The sequence below is a fragment of the Aminobacter sp. MDW-2 genome (assembly GCF_014250155.1).
GTDB lineage: Bacteria > Pseudomonadota > Alphaproteobacteria > Rhizobiales > Rhizobiaceae > Aminobacter > Aminobacter ciceronei.
Genome location: NZ_CP060197.1, coordinates 3,181,115 through 3,196,977 on the forward strand (window position 1 = coordinate 3,181,115; position 15,863 = coordinate 3,196,977).

The 15,863-nt window shown below is 63.5% G+C and carries 14 protein-coding genes; 10 read left to right on the forward strand and 4 right to left on the reverse strand.

From position 1 onward, the window contains the following. The first annotated feature begins 24 nt into the window (after positions 1-24). Together H5P29_RS15560 and H5P29_RS15565 are read left to right on the forward strand one after the other, a co-directional pair. Positions 25-495 carry a DMT family transporter gene (locus tag H5P29_RS15560; protein WP_154383911.1) on the forward strand — a complete coding sequence of 157 codons (471 nt, stop codon included), beginning with the start codon at positions 25-27 and terminating at the stop codon, positions 493-495. Positions 496-517: 22 nt separating this feature from the next. Continuing rightward, complete coding sequence (locus tag H5P29_RS15565; RefSeq protein WP_067960853.1) at positions 518-913, forward strand: VOC family protein; 396 nt, start codon at positions 518-520, stop codon at positions 911-913. Positions 914-925: 12 nt separating this feature from the next. Here H5P29_RS15565 and soxG read toward each other — a convergent pair whose 3' ends face one another. The 4 genes from soxG to H5P29_RS15585 are packed head-to-tail and all read right to left on the reverse strand — an operon-like array spanning position 926 to position 6,068. Continuing rightward, complete coding sequence (soxG, locus tag H5P29_RS15570) at positions 926-1,513, reverse strand: sarcosine oxidase subunit gamma family protein (RefSeq protein WP_067960856.1); 588 nt, start codon at positions 1,511-1,513, stop codon at positions 926-928. Then, complete coding sequence (locus tag H5P29_RS15575) at positions 1,506-4,502, reverse strand: sarcosine oxidase subunit alpha family protein (RefSeq protein WP_067960859.1); 2,997 nt, start codon at positions 4,500-4,502, stop codon at positions 1,506-1,508. Before H5P29_RS15575 ends, soxG begins: the two co-directional genes overlap by 8 nt. Continuing rightward, positions 4,499-4,798: a sarcosine oxidase subunit delta gene (locus H5P29_RS15580; RefSeq protein ID WP_067960863.1), complete on the reverse strand. Its 300-nt coding sequence runs from the start codon at positions 4,796-4,798 to the stop codon at positions 4,499-4,501. The genes H5P29_RS15575 and H5P29_RS15580 overlap by 4 nt, the downstream gene beginning before the upstream one ends. 10 nt (positions 4,799-4,808) lie before the next feature. Continuing rightward, positions 4,809-6,068, reverse strand: coding sequence for a sarcosine oxidase subunit beta family protein (locus tag H5P29_RS15585; protein ID WP_067960865.1), 1,260 nt, complete (start codon positions 6,066-6,068; stop codon positions 4,809-4,811). A 196-nt stretch (positions 6,069-6,264) separates the two neighbouring features. Between H5P29_RS15585 and H5P29_RS15590 the strand changes: the two genes are divergently transcribed. The 8 genes from H5P29_RS15590 to H5P29_RS15625 all read left to right on the forward strand — a co-directional run bounded on the left by H5P29_RS15590 (position 6,265) and on the right by H5P29_RS15625 (position 15,840). Continuing rightward, on the forward strand, positions 6,265-8,760 hold the full coding sequence (locus H5P29_RS15590) for a mechanosensitive ion channel family protein (RefSeq protein ID WP_067960867.1): 2,496 nt from the start codon (positions 6,265-6,267) through the stop codon (positions 8,758-8,760). A gap of 135 nt (positions 8,761-8,895) precedes the next feature. Further along, entirely contained in the window at positions 8,896-9,162 is a 267-nt protein-coding gene (locus H5P29_RS15595; RefSeq protein WP_067960870.1) for a hypothetical protein, read from the forward strand. A 217-nt stretch (positions 9,163-9,379) separates the two neighbouring features. Beyond that, positions 9,380-10,816 carry a UbiA family prenyltransferase gene (locus H5P29_RS15600; RefSeq protein WP_067960873.1) on the forward strand — a complete coding sequence of 479 codons (1,437 nt, stop codon included), beginning with the start codon at positions 9,380-9,382 and terminating at the stop codon, positions 10,814-10,816. A 2-nt stretch (positions 10,817-10,818) separates the two neighbouring features. Beyond that, positions 10,819-12,171 (forward strand): FAD-binding oxidoreductase, encoded by a 1,353-nt coding sequence (locus H5P29_RS15605; RefSeq protein WP_185910404.1) that lies wholly within the window; start codon positions 10,819-10,821, stop codon positions 12,169-12,171. 99 nt (positions 12,172-12,270) lie between these two features. Beyond that, positions 12,271-12,705: an EamA family transporter gene (locus H5P29_RS15610; protein WP_067960874.1), complete on the forward strand. Its 435-nt coding sequence runs from the start codon at positions 12,271-12,273 to the stop codon at positions 12,703-12,705. Next, on the forward strand, positions 12,702-13,709 hold the full coding sequence (locus tag H5P29_RS15615; RefSeq protein ID WP_067960875.1) for an NAD(P)-dependent oxidoreductase: 1,008 nt from the start codon (positions 12,702-12,704) through the stop codon (positions 13,707-13,709). The genes H5P29_RS15610 and H5P29_RS15615 overlap by 4 nt, the downstream gene beginning before the upstream one ends. 71 nt (positions 13,710-13,780) lie before the next feature. Beyond that, positions 13,781-15,193: an aspartate aminotransferase family protein gene (locus H5P29_RS15620; RefSeq protein ID WP_246340564.1), complete on the forward strand. Its 1,413-nt coding sequence runs from the start codon at positions 13,781-13,783 to the stop codon at positions 15,191-15,193. A gap of 161 nt (positions 15,194-15,354) precedes the next feature. Next, the gene (locus H5P29_RS15625; RefSeq protein WP_067960878.1) at positions 15,355-15,840 is read left to right on the forward strand and encodes a cupin domain-containing protein; all 486 of its coding nucleotides are present in this window, start codon (positions 15,355-15,357) and stop codon (positions 15,838-15,840) included. Positions 15,841-15,863: the final 23 nt, after the last annotated feature.

The following is a 15,863-nucleotide window of genomic DNA, read 5'->3' on the forward strand; positions in this document are numbered from 1 at the left end:
TCTTGGAAAACAAGGAGACATGTCATGCCGAACCTAGGTTCATCCCTGCTCGCCGCAGCGCTGGTCGCCGGCGCCGCCATCCCGTTTCAAGCCGGCGCCAACGCCATGCTCGGGCGGCTGCTCGGCCATCCGCTCTGGGCGACTATGGTCTCGCTGGCCGTCAGCGTGGCCCTGGCCGTGCCTGTCATGCTGGCGTTCAGGGTCCCGGTGCCCAGCTTTGCAACCGCCGCAGCCACCGGGCCCTGGTGGATCTGGACCGGCGGCGTCGCGGGCGTGGTCTATGTCACGGCGGCGCTGCTGCTGGCGCCGAAGATGGGGGCGGCGAGCTTCGTCGTCGCCGTCATAGGCGGGCAGATGGTGGCGTCGCTCGTCATCGACCATTTCGGGCTGATGGGGTTCGTGCAGCGCCCTGCCTGTCTCGCCAGGGTTGCCGGCCTGGTGCTGATCGTCATTGGGCTCGTCGTCACCCAGTGGTCAAATGCGAAGGCAGGCTAGGCTCGACCCAGGGAGAGAGATCATGAAAAAGAACGTCGTCCTGCGCGTGGCGCGGCCCACGAACGATCTCGAGGCCACCGTCCGCTTTTATCGCGACGGGCTCGGGCTCGACGAACTCGCCCGCTTCGACAACCATGACGGTTTCGATGGCGTTATGCTCGGCAAGGCTGGCGAAGCGCATCATTTCGAGTTCACCCATGCCCATGGCCATGACGCCGGCAGGGCGCCGACGCAGGACAATCTCGTCGTGTTTTATTTGCCCGACAGCGACGACTGGCAGGCATCGATCGCGCGGATGAAGGCGCATGGCTATCAGCCGGTGCCGTCCTTCAATCCCTACTGGGACAGGCGAGGCGTGACCTTTGAGGATTGTGATGGTTACCGCGTCGTGTTGCAGAATGCGGGCTGGGCACCATGACCGCAGCCTGACTTACCTAACCTCGTAGCCGACTTCGTCCGATGCATGGCACAGCATTTTCCAGAACGAGCGGGCGAAAGAGCGGAAGACGTAGAGGTCGAAGCTGTCGGGGCCGCTGCGCTGGATCTGGGTGAACACGTCGTGGTGGGTGGTCGAGATGCCCGAACCGACTGGAAATGCAGTCAGGGAGAAGTCGACGGCAAAGAGCTTGGCCAGCACCCATTCCGATTTCGGGCCGCCAATTCTGATCGCCGTGCGTCCATGTGACAGGTCGGTGATGGTGCCGATCGCTGCGGTGACCTTGCCGGCAAAGGCTGTGGCGAGTCCTTCCGAAGCGTCTGATACCAGGAACTTTCCGGGAGCGAAGCCGAAGGCGGAACAGCGCTCGGACGAAGCGCCGGCGCCCGCGCCATCGGCCAGCTTGAGGCCGGTGACCGAACCGATCGTTGCCATCAGCTTCTTTTCCTCGCCCGGCCAGGCGGCAAGCTGGACAATCGATCCGGGTGCAATCTCGGACAAGGTTACGCCGACGCCATCGACGAAATTTCCGTACGAGCCGGGCCGGAATACCGGTTCGAGCGGTGAAAGCTGCTCAACCATGCATGCGCTTCCCTTCGGGATCGAAGAAGTGGTGGCTGACGATTTCCACCGGGCCGAAGCGGTTGCGCAACGGGTCGGAGATGTGAGCGCGCTTGCCATGGCGCGCCTTGCCGCCCGAGACCAGCGCAAGTGCTATGTACTTACCGAGCGCGGGCGAGAAGCAGGCGGCGGTGATGTGGCCGAGCGATCCGTGCGGGTTGGCGGCGTCGACCTCCTCGACGATGTGCGCGCCACCGCTGAGCGGCCGGTTGTCGAGTGCGATCAGGCCGACCAGTTCGAGCCTGCCCGAGGCGGCAAGTCCTTCGCGGTCCATCATGGCCGAGCCGATGAAGGGTTTTTTCTTGGACAGCATCCAGCCGAGATGGAGGTCGCGTGCCGAGGTGCGGCCGTCGATCTCGGCACCGGTGACGTGGCCTTTTTCGATGCGCATCGTGCCGAGGGCCTCGAGCCCGTAGGGAACCATGCCGAAAGGCTTGCCCGCCTCGATCAGCGCTTCCCAGACATGGGTGCCGTGACCGGCACCGGAATAGACCTCGAAGGCCATCTCGCCGGAAAAGGAGAGCCGGCAGATCATCACCGGCGCGCCCGAAATCTCGCCATGGACGATGCCCATGAAGGGCAGGGCCTCGTTGTCGACCCTGGTGCCGGTGACGCAGGAAGCGAGGATGTCCCGCGCCTTCGGGCCGCCGATCGCCGCGCCGGCCCACTGGTCGGTGACGGAGGTCAGGTGAACCTTGAGATCCGGCCAGACGACATCGAGGAAATATTCGAGATGCTGCATGACCTTGCCGGCATTGGCCGTGGTCGTGGTCATCAGGAAGTCGTGTTCGCCAAGCCGCCAGGTGGTGCCGTCGTCGAAGACGAGGCCGTCCTCGCGCAGCATCAGGCCGTAACGCGCCTTGCCGACGGGCAAGGTCGAAAAGACGTTGGAATAGACGCGATCGAGGAACTCGGCGGCATCCGGTCCCTGGACGGCGATCTTGCCGAGCGTTGAGACGTCGACGATGCCCGCCGTTTCGCGGGTCGCTGCCGCTTCCCTGACATAGGCCTGCTCGATCGTCTCGCCGGGTCCGCCATAGATCATCGGGCGGAACCACAGGCCGGCCGAATACATCGTCGCGCTGTTTTCCAGATGCCAGTCATGCATCGGGGTCAGTCGGTCAGGCTTGAGGTCGCCGAAACGCTCGGCGGCAAGTGCGCCGACGGAGACAGGTGCGTATGGCGGGCGGAAGCGCGTCGTGCCGACCTCGGGGATCGGCTTGCCCAGGGCTTCGGCCATGATGGCGAGGCCGGGCACATTGGAGCCCTTGCCCTGGTCGGTGGCCATGCCGAGGGTGGTGTAGCGCTTGAGATGCTCGACCGAGACGAAACCTTCGAGGTGGGCGAGGCGGACATCGTCAGCCGTCACGTCGTGCTGGAGGTCGACGAAGGCCTTGCCCTTGGCCCTGATCTCGAAGACCGGTGCCGGGTTGGGGTCGAGCGGCGCGGGTTCGACGTCGGGCAGGGTGGCGGTTTCGAGCGCCGGCTGGCCTGCCGCCTTGCGGCCCGCGGAAAAGCCTTCGGAGATGACTTCGGCCGTCGAGAAGGTGCCGTTGAAGGCGCCGGCGCCGATCCAGCCCTTGCCGGTTTCCGGCGGCAGGAAGGCCTGCAGGTCGTCGCTCCAGACCGGCCGCGCCCCGGCCTGGCTGGCGAGGTGGATGGTTGGCGACCAGCCGCCCGAAACGATCAGGCAGTCGGCGCCGATGTCGCGTGCGTTGCCCTTGGAGACACCCAATGTGGCGGAGAATGGGGCCAGCTTGACCCCGGAGAGATTTTTGCCGCCTTCGGTGCCGATCACCGCATGGCCGGTCAACAGTTCGGCGCCGGCCTCTGATGCAAGAGTGCGGCAGGCCGCGGAGACGTCCGAGCGCAGGTCGGCGATGGCGACGATCCTGGCTCCCGCCTTGGCGAGGGCCGCGGCTGCACGATAGGCGCTGTCGTTGTTGGCTAGAACGGCGATCTTCTCGCCCGCCAGCACGCCGTACTGATTGGCGTAGCGCATCGCGGCGCTGGCCATCATCACGCCCGGCCGGTCGTTGCCGGGGAACACCAGCGGCCGTTCTAAGGCACCGGTGGCGAGCACGACGTTCTTTGCCCGGATGGTCCAGTGGCGATGGCGCGGCGCGCCCTTGGCGGGCGTGTCCTTGTGGTCGCTGACACGTTCGACGGCGGCCAGCGTGTTGCCGTCATAGTAGCCCCAGACGGTGGTGCGCTTGAGCAGGCGGACATTGTCATGGGTCTTGAGTTCGCCGACGACATCGGACGCCCAGGTTGCGGCGGGCTCGCCGTCGATCGTCTCGCCCGACCAGTTGGCCGAGCCGCCGAAGCATGGATCGAGCTCAGTCAGGATGACCTGAGCGCCCGACTGAGCAGCCTCGTGCGCGGCGGCAAGGCCGGCGGGCCCGGAGCCGACGACAAGCACGTCGCAGAAGGCGTTCATGCGCTCATAACGTGACGGATCGGCCGCGTGGCCGGCGCGGCCGAGGCCGGCGGCGCGGCGGATGATCTTTTCGCATAGCATCCAGAAGCGGGTGCCCTTGAGCGGGCCAATCACCGGACCCATGAAGGTCTTGTAGTAGAAGCCGGCGGAGATGAACTTGCCGCCGAGCTGGTTGATGGCACTGACGTCGTAGGCGAGCGAGGGAAAGCGGTTCTGGCTGACCGCGGTGAGGCCGTCATGGATCTCGACCATCGTGGCGGGAATGTTCGGTTCGCGGACCTCGCCGCGCAGCACCGTCACGAGAGCGTTTGGCTCATCGACGCCTGATGTCAGCACGCCGCGCGGACGGTGGTACTTGAACGAGCGGCCGAACAGCGAAACCCCATTGGCAAGCAGCGCCGAGGCCAGCGTATCGCCCTCGTGGCCGGTATAGGCGGTGCCGTCGAAGGTGAAGCGGATGGTCCGCAACCGGTCGATGCGGCCACCCGACGGTGTGCGGCGCGGGCTCATGCCTTGGCTCCGGATGTGCGGCGGCCGTGGGGCGGCGCGCCATGTTCGCGGGCAAAACGCACGCTCTTGATTTCATGGGTGAGCGTGTCGCGGACGACGGCGAGATGCGCGCGGCAGCCGCCGGTATGCTGCCAGATCTCGTTGTGGATGCCGGCCGGGTTCAGGCGGTCATAGACATAGGCGCTCCACGCCTCGGCATCGGTCGAAGCGGGATCGGGACGGGTGCGGTTGCCGTCGCCCTGATAGGCGAATTCGGAGACGTCGCGCGGGCCGCAATAGGGACAGGTGATCAACATGTTCGAACCCCTAGTGCATTCGCGGCGTCGGACCCTGGCCCTTGTCGTCGATGACGGTGCCACGGCTGAAACGGTCGAGCGTGAAGGGCGCGTTGAACTCGTGCGGCGCGTCCTTGGCGATGGTGTGGGCAAAGCAGAAGCCGGAAGCCGGCGTTGCCTTGAAGCCGCCGTAACACCAGCCGCAATTGAGATACATGCCGGGCAACGGGCCGGTGGTGATGATCGGCGAGCCATCCATCGACATGTCGCAGACCCCACCCCATGAGCGCAGCACGCGCACGGGTGCCAGCGAAGGGAACAGCGCCAGCATCTCACTCATTACTTCCTCGACGATGGGCAGGCTGCCGCGCTGGGCATAGGAATTGTAGCCGTCGAGGTCACCGCCATAGACGAGGCCGCCCTTGTCGGACTGGCCGACATAGAAGTGGCCCATGCCGAAGGTCAGCACGGTGTCGAGGAACGGCTTAAGCGATTCCGAGACGAAGGCCTGGAGGACGTGGCTCTCGATCGGCATGCGGTCGATGCCGGCAAGCTGCATCACGCGCCCCGTGCTGCCGGCCACGGCAACGGCGACCTTTTTGGCGCGGATTTCGCCGCGGCTTGTCGAGACGCCGATGACCCGGTCGCCGTCGCGCAGGAAGCCTGTGACTTCGCAATTCTCGATGATCTCGACACCGCGGCGATCGGCGCCACGGGCATAACCCCAGGCCACGGCGTCGTGGCGGGCGGTGCCGGCGCGTTCCTGCATCAGGCCGCCATAGATCGGGAAACGTGCGGATTGCGACATGTCGAGCCCGGGAACACGCCGGCCGATCTCGGCCGGCGTCATCAGCTCGGCGTCGACGCCGAGATGGCGCATGGCGTTGCCCTTGCGGGCGAGGTCGTCGAGCTGGCCGGGCGTGTGCGCCAGGTTGAGCACGCCGCGCTGCGAGAACATCACGTTGTAATTGAGGTCGTGGGAAAGATTCTCCCACATCTTCATCGAATGTTCGTAGAAGCGCGTGTTCTGCGGCAACAGATAGTTGGAACGGACGGCGGTGGTGTTGCGGCCGACATTGCCGGAGCCGAGATAGCCCTTTTCCAGCACGGCGACATTGGTGATGCCGAATTCCTTGGCGAGGTAATAGGCCGTCGACAATCCGTGGCCACCGCCGCCGATGACGATGACGTCATACGAGGCCTTGGGACTCGGCTTGCGCCACGCCGGTTTCCAGTCGCGGTTGCCGCTGAGCGCGTTCTTGAGAAGCGAAAAGGCCGAATATTCCGCCATACTTCATGTCATCCTTCAGGCTGCGCCGGGACACTACAGGCCGCACTGCGGCGATCAAGCCAATATTCCGCCATTGTTTTTCGTCAGGCCGACTTTCCCATGGGCCAGCGCGCATCGGCTTGCCCGCCGAGATGCGCGTCATTATCAATGGCCACGCCTTTTCCTTGGCAAACTGACCACGAGTCGCTGACAAATCATGTTGTTTTCCGCAGTCCGGCGCATAGCTGCCACTCTGTTCATCTTCACAGCCGTGCTTGTGGCAAACGCTGCAGCGCAGGATGCCGATCTCGGCAAGGCGCCGGCCGGCGTGGTGTCCGACCAGCAGGAGGTCATCGCCAGCATCACGGCCAGGACCGATGCGCTGCAGAAGAAGATGGAGCAGAGCGCCGAAGACGATGCCGGTCTCGTCGACATCCGCCTGCAGCTCGAACAGCTGTCGCGCGACCTGTTGCAAAGCGGCGTCGCGTTCCGTCCGCGCCTGGCCGAGATCAACGCCCGGCTGGAGCAGCTCGGCAAGCCGCCGGCAGAGGGCCAGCCGCCCGAACCTGCCGTGGTGACCAGTGAGCGCGAGAAACTGAACGCCGAGAAAACCGAAATCAATGCCGTGCTCGGCGTTGCCGAGAACCTGTCGATCCGCATCGACAGGCTGATCAGCCAGATCACCGAGATCCGCCGCAGCCTGTTCCAGAACCTTTTGACCAAACGCTACCAGATCAATTTCGCTCTGGGGTCGGAGGTGGCCGACGCCTTCAAGACGGAGATGAACGACCTCTACCGAACGGTATCGTCCTGGGTTCGTTTCGTTGTCAGCTTCAAGCTCAAGTCGATGCTGGCGGCAACGTTCTTCGCCCTGGGTGCGGCGGCGGTCATCATCATCGGTGGCCGGCGCATGTTCGGACGGATGTTCGAGCCCGACGGCCGGGTAGAAGAGCCGTCTTATCTCAGCAGGCTTTCGGTCGCCTTCTGGTCGACCTTCATGCAGTCGGCGGCGCTCGTCGTCTTTCTTGGCGTCACCTACTATTTGTTCGCCTATTTCGAGGTGCTGCGTGGCGACATCGGCGCCATGCTGTGGTCGCTGTTCTACGTCATCGCCATCGTGTTCTTCGTTTCGCGCCTCGGCATGGCCGTGCTGTCGCCCAAGCTGCCCAAGTGGCGGCTTATTCCGGTCGAAAGCGGTGCTGCGCGCTGGCTGATGCTCCTGATCACCGCGACCGCCCTGTTTACCGGCCTCGATTACTTCCTGAGCTCGGTCTACCAGGTACTCGGCTCGCCGGTTGCGTTGACTGTCGGCGAGGCGCTGACCTCGACTGTGGTGATCGGCGTGCTGGTCATCCTGATCGGCCTGGTCAAGCCGTTCGTCGATGAGGAAGGACGGCCGAAGCCGTGGCCGCGTCTCTTCCGCTACATCGTGCTTACCCTTGGCGGCGTCACCATCGCCGCAGCGCTGCTGGGCTATATCGGGCTTGCGCGTTTCGTGTCGCAGCAGATCGTCATCACCGGCACGATCCTGGCGACCATGTATATCGGCTTTCTGTCGTCGCAGGCGATCAACGAGGAAGACGCCTTCATCAAGACGACGGTCGGCCGGCGCATCAAGCGAATGTTCACCCTCGACGATGCGACGCTCGACCAACTCGGCCTAGTCACCAGCATGGTCATCAATCTGCTCGTGCTGACCGTCGGCGTGCCGCTGATCCTGTTTACGTGGGGGTTCCAGCCCGGCGACATGATCACCTGGCTCTACCGCATCGGCTCGGGTTTCCAGATCGGCAGCTTCACCTTCTCGCCCGCCGGCCTTCTGTCAGGCGTCATGGTGTTTGCCATCGGCTATTTCCTGACACGCTGGTTCCAGGGCTGGCTCGACGGCTCGGTCATGGCGCGCAGCAAGGTCGACGCCGGCGTGCGCAATTCGATCCGTCTCGCCGTCGGCTATGCCGGCGTGGCGATTGCCGGACTGATCGCCGTTTCGGCAGCAGGCATCGATCTTTCCAACCTCGCGCTCGTTGCCGGTGCGCTTTCCCTCGGTATCGGTTTCGGCTTGCAGAATGTGGTATCGAACTTCGTTTCGGGCCTGATCCTGCTCGCCGAGCGACCGTTCAAGGTCGGCGACTGGATCGTTGCCGGTGCGGTGTCGGGCACGGTCAAGAAGATCAGCGTGCGTGCCACCGAAATCGAAACCTTCCAGCGCCAGTCGGTGATCCTGCCCAATTCCGATCTGATCAACAGCGCAGTCGGCAACTGGACCCACCGCAACAAGCTTGGCCGCGTCGAAGTGCCGATCGGAGTTGCCTACGGTTCGGACGCCAAGCGAGTGCACCAGATTTTGTTGGATATTGCGCGTGGCCACCCGCTGGTGCTCAAGAATCCGGAGCCGTTCGTGCTGTTTTCGGCGTTCGCGGATTCGTCGATGAACTTCGAGATCAGGGTATTTCTCGCCGATATCGGCAATAGCGCATTCGTGCAAAACGACCTGCGCTTCGCCATCCTTGAGGCATTCGAGCGCGAGCACATCGACATTCCATTCCCACAGCGCAGCATCCGTGTGGTTGGCGACAAGCAGGCAACCCCGTGGCCTGCCGATGACGAGCAGGCGGAAGCGGAGTATGCCGCCATGGAGCAGGAGCGGCTCAAGAAGAGCGGGGAGGAAACCGCCAAGCCAAAGTCCCGTCGCCGCAAGCCGGATCCGAGCTGATGGTGGGCCGATGCCAATTATGGCATGAACAAGGCATTCAGTTGCCGTTCAGCTTCGAACTCATATAAGCTCTCATGCAAACGGCGAAAATGCCTTGCTGAGATGAACAGGGGCGGTGGAAACACCGAGTGCTAAATGAAAAGGTTTCTTGTCGCTGCAGGCGCGCTGGTCCTGGCAATGTCGGGCGCTGCGCATGCTGCAAGCGCGGTAAACCTCGATGCCGAACCGCGGACCCTGATCGTCACGGAAGGTGGTTCCAAGACGGAGCTTTCCCTTGCCGCCGGCGAAACGGTCGAGTTCTGCTCGAGCGGCTGCTTCGTGACCTTGCCGAATGGCGACCGCGAAGCGCTGACCGGTGATGAAACAGTAGAGATTTCGGGCGGCGCTGCCCGCATCAAGTAAAGCCTGTCAACACACAGGCTAATGATCGAAAAGGCCGGGCATCAGCCCGGCCTTTTCTGCATTCTGCTAACGTCTGCTTAAGCATGACTGGCGAAATGACTGGTGCTCGTTTAGCATTCGGCCTCGACCTTAACCATCCGGAACCTGGTCGCCCGCTATAGCGGCAAGGGGTCCGGAAGGTTCACGCCGTCCGGCAAGGGGCAGGGCAGGCAGTTTGATGGATGCGCGATCAGACAATAAGATAGTACCACTGGCGGTCGATCTCGACGGCACGCTGATCGCCAGCGATCTTTTGTGGGAAGGACTGTTTGCCCTTCTCAAGAAGAATCCGCTCGCCATCTTCATGGTGCCGTACTGGCTGCTCAAGGGCGGCCCAGCGCGTCTCAAGCAGGCGATTGCCGCGGTGGTCGACATCGACCCGGCGACCTTGCCTTATCGGCCCGAAGTGCTGAAACGCCTGCGCGAAGAGCAGGCCAACGGGCGCCAGATCGTTCTCGCCACCGGCACGCCACGCAAGTTCGCCGAAGCCATCGCACGCCATCTTGGCCTGTTCGACGCGGTGCTTGCCAGCGTTGGCGGTGAAAACCTGACCGCTGAACGCAAGCGCAGGGCTCTGGTGGCAGCCTATGGCGATGGCGGCTTCGATTATGCCGGTAACAGCCGTCACGACATCAAAGTGTTCGATGCCGCGCGCGAGGCAATCGTGGTTGCACCCGACCGGGCCGCCGCACGTTGGCAGGCCAGCCATCAGTCCGAACTGATCGAGACGCCGAAGCCCGACCTGCGCACCATCCGCAAGATGCTGCGTGTCCATCAATGGCTCAAGAACGTGCTGATCGCCGTGCCGCTGGTGCTGGCGCACAAATATTTCAATCCCGAGATGCTGGTGCCGGCGATCCTGGCATTCATCTCGTTCAGCGCTGCCGCCTCGGCTATCTACATCGTCAACGACTTCTTCGACCTGGCGCTTGATCGGGCGCACTCGACCAAGCGTGAGCGGCCTTTCGCCAGCGGCAAGCTGTCGATCCCGTTCGGACTGGCGTCCGTGGGCGTCCTTCTGGTCATCAGCCTGGCGACGGCTACCTTCACGACGATCGAGTTTGCCGGCGTTCTGCTGGTCTATCTCGTGGCCACAACCGCCTATTCTCTGTCGGTCAAGCGGATGCTGCTGCTCGACGTGCTGACCCTTGCCGGGCTCTACACCTTGCGCATCCTGGCGGGTGCCGCCGCGACCGGGGTGGACGTGTCGTTCTGGCTGCTCGCCTTCTCGATCTTTTTCTTCCTCTCGCTGGCGCTGGTGAAGCGTTATGTCGAGCTGCGTTCGTCCAGCCTCAGCGTCGGCGAGCGTATCGCCGGGCGCGGCTACCGCATCGAGGACCAGGAGATCGTCGCCCAGGCCGGCATGGCGTCGGCGTTTTCCTCGGCGCTGGTTCTGGCGCTCTACATCGACAGCAGCGCGGTGCGTGAGCTCTACGAGCATCCCTGGCTGGTCTGGCCGCTGGCGCCAATCGTGCTCTATCTCACGATGCGCATCTGGATCCTGGCGCGGCGCGATGAACTGCATGACGATCCGGTCGTCTTCATCATCCGCGACTGGCGCAGCCAGATCGTCGTTTTCGCCGGCGCGGTGCTGCTTGTGGTGGCGGGCCTGTGAGCGTGGGACTGGCCCGTTACCAGAGCTTTGGCCGCGCCAATCCGGGCGCAAGCCAGGCGATCGACATCGCCGAGGCAACGCGGCTTCTGGCCGGCGGGACGGCACGCGCCGGATCGCTGCTCGCCTATGGCAATGGCCGCAGCTATGGCGACAGCTGCCAGAACAGCGCCGGCGCCGTCGTCGATATGCGGCCGCGCCAGCGCGTCGTTTCCTTCAACGCCGAGACCGGCCTGATCGAAGCCGAGGCCGGCGCGCTGCTGGCCGACATCATCGCCTATGCCGCTCCGCACGGGTTTTTCCCGGCGGTCGTGCCGGGGACACAGTTCGTCACGCTCGGCGGCGCCATTGCCAATGACGTGCATGGCAAGAACCACCACCGTCGCGGCAGTTTTGGCTGCCATGTCGAACGCCTGACATTGCTGCGCTCGGACGGACGCAGCTATGCCTGCTCGGCCGGCGAGAACGCCCGGCTGTTCTGGGCGACAATCGGCGGCATGGGGTTGACCGGCATCATCGTGTCCGCCGCGATCCGCCTGATGCGGGTACCCTCGCTCGATATCGCCGAGACGGTGAAGCCGTTCGGCAGCCTGGGCGAATATTTTGATCTCGCCGAAGCCGCCGACCGCGACAACGAATATGCCGTTGCCTGGATTGACCAGCTGGCCGGCGGCAAGCATGCCGGCCGCGGATTGCTGCTTGCAGGCAACCACGCCGCCTATGGCGCGCGGACGGCCGAATGCGGCACGGCAAGACTGTCGGTGCCGTTCCAGCCGCCCTTGACCTTGCTCAACCGGCCCTTCCTGAAGCTGTTCAATGCCGCCTATGGCTGGCGGCGCGGCCGCCTCAGGGAAAGCCAGGCGAGCTACCAGAAGTTCTTCTTTCCGCTCGACGGCGTTGCCGACTGGAACCGGCTCTACGGTCCGAGCGGGCTTTACCAGCACCAGAGCGTCGTGCCTGAAGCTATGGCGCGCGAAACAATTCCGGCATTGCTGGCGGCGGCGCGACGCGCCGGGCAGGGCTCGTTCTTGACCGTGCTCAAACGTTTTGGCAGCCAGCGTTCGCCGGCTTTGCTGTCCTTCGCGCGTCCGGGCTACACGCTGACGCTCGATTTTCCGAACCATGGCCGGCGCACGCTGGAGCTGCTCGCCGAACTCGACCGGATCACCGTCGGCGCGGGTGGCGCGGTCAATCCCTACAAGGACGCGCGCATGTCGGCTGAGACATTCGCGGCTTCGTTCCCGGACTGGCAGCGGCTCGAGGCAATGCGCGATCCGGCATTCATGTCCGACTTCTGGGCCCGGACCGCCGGCCGGCTGGGCGGGCGCAATGGCGAGACCGCGCAGGCGGCCGAGTAGGCGCTTGTTAGAGAAGTGCGGAAAAAGTTCAAATTGCCAGGAAAGCTTCACAGAATATCAGGGGCTTTCCGATAGGTTGTGCGAAGGACGGACAAAGCAATGAAATATATCCTCTTCATCCTTTTCACAGTGATGACCAATGCCGCGGCCCAGCTGATGCTGAAACAGGGCATGATGTCTCTTGGTCCGCTTTCTTTCGAAGGCAGCAATCCGCTGATCAAGATACTGCAGATCGTCTTCAGCCCATGGGTTTTCGCCGGACTGCTGACTTTCGTCATCTCGATGGCATCGCACCTCTATGTGCTGTCCAAGGTCGAGCTCAGCTTCGCCTATCCCTTCCTCAGCCTGGCCTATGTGGCGGTGGCGGTGTTTGCCTACTTCGTCTTCCATGAAGACCTGAATGCCTGGCGCATCGCCGGCATCGCCTTCATCTGCGTCGGCACCGTGCTGATCGCCCAAAGCGGCCGCGACCATGGCGAAGTTGTCGCCGCGGCCTCTACCGAACCCACCAAGACAAGCGAGCTTTTGCGATGAGACACATCATTTTCGGAGGCGACGGCTTCGTCGGTCGTCATCTTGCGCCCAAACTGATCGCCGACGGCGAAGAGGTTGTCGTTGCCGACATCGTCAAGAGCGACCTTGCGCATTACCGCAACGCGCGTTTTGTCCATTGCGACGTGACCGATCCCGCCGCGATCGCAGCCGTCGGCATCAAGGCAGACGACATGGTCTACAACCTGTCGGCCAAGATGCTGTCGCCGCTGCAGGTGCGGGCCAAGCGCCACGACTTCTTCTTCCCGGTCAACTATTTCGGTACCGAGAACATCATCAAGGCTATGGACCATGCGGCAGCGCCGAGGCTGGTCCACTACACCACCGACATGATCTACGGTCATACCGTGACCCATCCGATGACCGAAGAGCATCCGGTGGCGCCGCTCGGCGAATATGGCTGGTCGAAGCAGAAGACCGAGGAACTGGCGGCCGAGTGGCGGACGCGCGGCATGAACATCTCGCTGTTCCGCCCGCGCCTGATCATCGGGCCCGGCCGTCTCGGCATTCTGGAGAAGCTGTTCAAGCTGATCGACTGGAACCTGCCGGTGCCGATGATCGGTTCGGGCAGGAACCCATACCAGTTCATCTCGGTGTTCGACTGCGCCGAGGCAGCGCGGCTTGCCTGGAAGGCCGGCGTGCCGAACGAGGCCTACAATCTCGGATCGCTCAATCCGCCGCCGGTGCGCAAGCTGCTCGGCGACCTTGTCAAGCATGCCGGTTCGAAGTCGATCCTGCTGCCGACGCCGGGCTGGGCGGTCAAGCGGACGCTCGACCTGCTCGACCTGATGAACATGCCGATCATGGATCCCGAGCAGTATCTGATCGCCGACGAGGAGTGCGTTCTCGACGTCTCCAAGGGCGAGCGCCAACTCGGCTGGGTGCCGCAGTACCGCGACGAGGACATGCTCATCGCAGCCTACAAGGAATATCGCGCCAAAAAGGACGGCCTCGCTGCGTCCACGCAGCACGCCCCGGCTGAATAGAGGATATGAACATGACGCTTGTCACCAAGCCGGATACGGCCCATTCGCATGCCGTCGCGGTTGCTCCGGCAATGACTTCGGCAAAGCTCGCCAAGCCGAACCTGATGTCGGTCGAGCAGGCCAAGGCGCTCGACGTCGCCAGGATGACCGACCTGTTCAAGGCGCATCTCAACCCCGGCCAGCTGCATTTCATGAAGCTGCTCGGCTTCCACAAGATCAAGATCGAGCGTGCCGAGGGCATGCACTACATCGATCAGAATGGCCGCAAGATCCTCGATTTCTTCGGCGGCTTCGGTTCGCTGGCGCTCGGCCACAACCATCCGCGCGTGCTCGAGGCGCGCAAGAAGTTCCAGGACGAGAAGCGCCACGAAATCGGCATCGCCTTCATGTCGCAATACGCCTCGGCGCTGGCCTACAATCTGGCGCAGATCTCGCCCGGCGATCTCGACATGGTGTTTTTCGGCTCGTCTGGTTCGGAAGCCATGGAAGCAGCTGTCAAGCTCGCCGAGCGTGCTGCGGGGCCGGCACGTCCCAAGATCGTCTATGCCGAGAACTCGTTCCACGGAAAGACCAAGGGCGTGCTCTCGGTCACCGACGGCGCGCTCTATCGCGGCGAGTTCAAGCTCACCGAAAACACCGTGCGGGTGCCGTTCGGCGACATCGATGCCATCGAGAAGGCGTTCCGTTCCGATTCGGCCATCGGCGCCATCGTGCTCGAGACGATCCAGGGTGGTGGCGGCATCAACAAGGCACCGGCCGCGTTCTGGCACAAGCTGCGCGTGCTGTGCGACCAGTATGGGGTGATCTGGGTCGCCGACGAGGTGCAGTGCGGCGTCGGCCGTTCCGGCCGTTTCTATGCCTTCGAGCACTATGACGTGGTGCCCGACATCACCGCGGTTGCCAAGTCGCTGGGTGGCGGCAAGGCAGCGATGGCTGCGATGATCGCCCGCCGCGACGTCTACATGAAGGCCTATGGCACGCCGAAGACGGCGATGATCCATGCCATGGCGACCTTCGGCGGTATCGGCGAGGGCTGCATCACGGCCATCGAGACGCTCAACGTGCTCTATGACGAAGGCCTGATCGAGAATTCGGCCGACACCGGCGCCTATCTCCTGGCGCGGCTGGAGGAACTCCAGGCGAAGTACCCCAAGATCATCAAGGAGGTTCGCGGCCAGGGCCTGATGGTCGGGCTCGAGTTCCACGACTTCTCGCAGACGCTGCCGATGGTGCTGCGCCCGGTGGTCAGCGTGCTCGACGACAAGCTCAAGGGGTCGCTGTCAGGCTTCGTCGGGGCGCTGCTGCTGCGGGACTATGACGTGCTGGTGGCCTTCACCGAGTACAACCGTAATGTCGTGCGCCTGCTGCCGCCGCTGACCTGCAGCCGCGCCGATGTCGACGTGCTGATCGCAGCCCTCGACAGCCTGCTCGGCCGCGGCATCGTTTCGATCGTCAAGGACTTCGTCAAAAGCCAGGTCAAGTAGGGGACATCATCCCCGTCGCCTCCAAAGCCGGGTCTCGACCCGGCTTTTTTTGTTAGCTGGTTGCCGGAGGGCGTTGGCGCTGTCGGCGGGAGGCGGTTGTCCGGCTTCCGCAAGCGCGGCATGTTCGGATGGCGCGGCGGAGCAACAATCGGGAGGAGCGAATGGTCAAGCCGATCATCAATCTGGACGAGGTCGAGTTCGACGACATCGAGGAGAATGGCATCTACACGTCGAAGAGGGCGTCGATAAGCCGTCACATCGGCGCGCAAAACCTCGGCTACAACCTCACCGTCCTGCCGCCGGGCAAGGTTCAATGCCCGTTCCACAACCATCGCGGCGAAGAGGAGATGTTCTTCATCATGGAAGGTGAGGGCGAGCTACGCTTCGGCGACAAGCGCTATCCGATCCGTCAGCACGACGTCATCGCCTGTCCGACCGGGGGAGCTGAAGTGGCCCACCAGATCATCAACACCGGCACGACGACGATGCGGTATCTGGCATTGTCGACGCTGGTCGAGGTCGATGCCTGCGAGTACCCGGACTCGGGCAAGGTGATGGTCGTCTCCGGCAAGCGGGGAGTTCCCGGGCTCCGCAAGATGTTCCGGGCCGAGAATACGACCGACTACTACGACCGCGAGAGCAGGTAAGCCGTTCCGTTTGCGGCTCGACG

Bases quoted from the DNA above. Each gene is read 5' to 3' on its own strand.
- H5P29_RS15625 (WP_067960878.1), top strand. From the start codon at position 15,355: ATGGTCAAGCCGATCATCAATCTGGACGAGGTCGAGTTCGACGACATC.
- H5P29_RS15560 (WP_154383911.1), top strand. From the start codon at position 25: ATGCCGAACCTAGGTTCATCCCTGCTCGCCGCAGCGCTGGTCGCCGGC.
- H5P29_RS15590 (WP_067960867.1), top strand. From the start codon at position 6,265: ATGTTGTTTTCCGCAGTCCGGCGCATAGCTGCCACTCTGTTCATCTTC.
- H5P29_RS15615 (WP_067960875.1), top strand. From the start codon at position 12,702: ATGAGACACATCATTTTCGGAGGCGACGGCTTCGTCGGTCGTCATCTT.
- H5P29_RS15575 (WP_067960859.1), bottom strand. From the start codon at position 4,502: ATGAGCCCGCGCCGCACACCGTCGGGTGGCCGCATCGACCGGTTGCGG.
- H5P29_RS15585 (WP_067960865.1), bottom strand. From the start codon at position 6,068: ATGGCGGAATATTCGGCCTTTTCGCTTCTCAAGAACGCGCTCAGCGGC.
- H5P29_RS15595 (WP_067960870.1), top strand. From the start codon at position 8,896: ATGAAAAGGTTTCTTGTCGCTGCAGGCGCGCTGGTCCTGGCAATGTCG.
- H5P29_RS15580 (WP_067960863.1), bottom strand. From the start codon at position 4,798: ATGTTGATCACCTGTCCCTATTGCGGCCCGCGCGACGTCTCCGAATTC.
- H5P29_RS15610 (WP_067960874.1), top strand. From the start codon at position 12,271: ATGAAATATATCCTCTTCATCCTTTTCACAGTGATGACCAATGCCGCG.
- H5P29_RS15600 (WP_067960873.1), top strand. From the start codon at position 9,380: ATGGATGCGCGATCAGACAATAAGATAGTACCACTGGCGGTCGATCTC.
- H5P29_RS15565 (WP_067960853.1), top strand. From the start codon at position 518: ATGAAAAAGAACGTCGTCCTGCGCGTGGCGCGGCCCACGAACGATCTC.
- soxG (WP_067960856.1), bottom strand. From the start codon at position 1,513: ATGGTTGAGCAGCTTTCACCGCTCGAACCGGTATTCCGGCCCGGCTCG.
- H5P29_RS15620 (WP_246340564.1), top strand. From the start codon at position 13,781: ATGACTTCGGCAAAGCTCGCCAAGCCGAACCTGATGTCGGTCGAGCAG.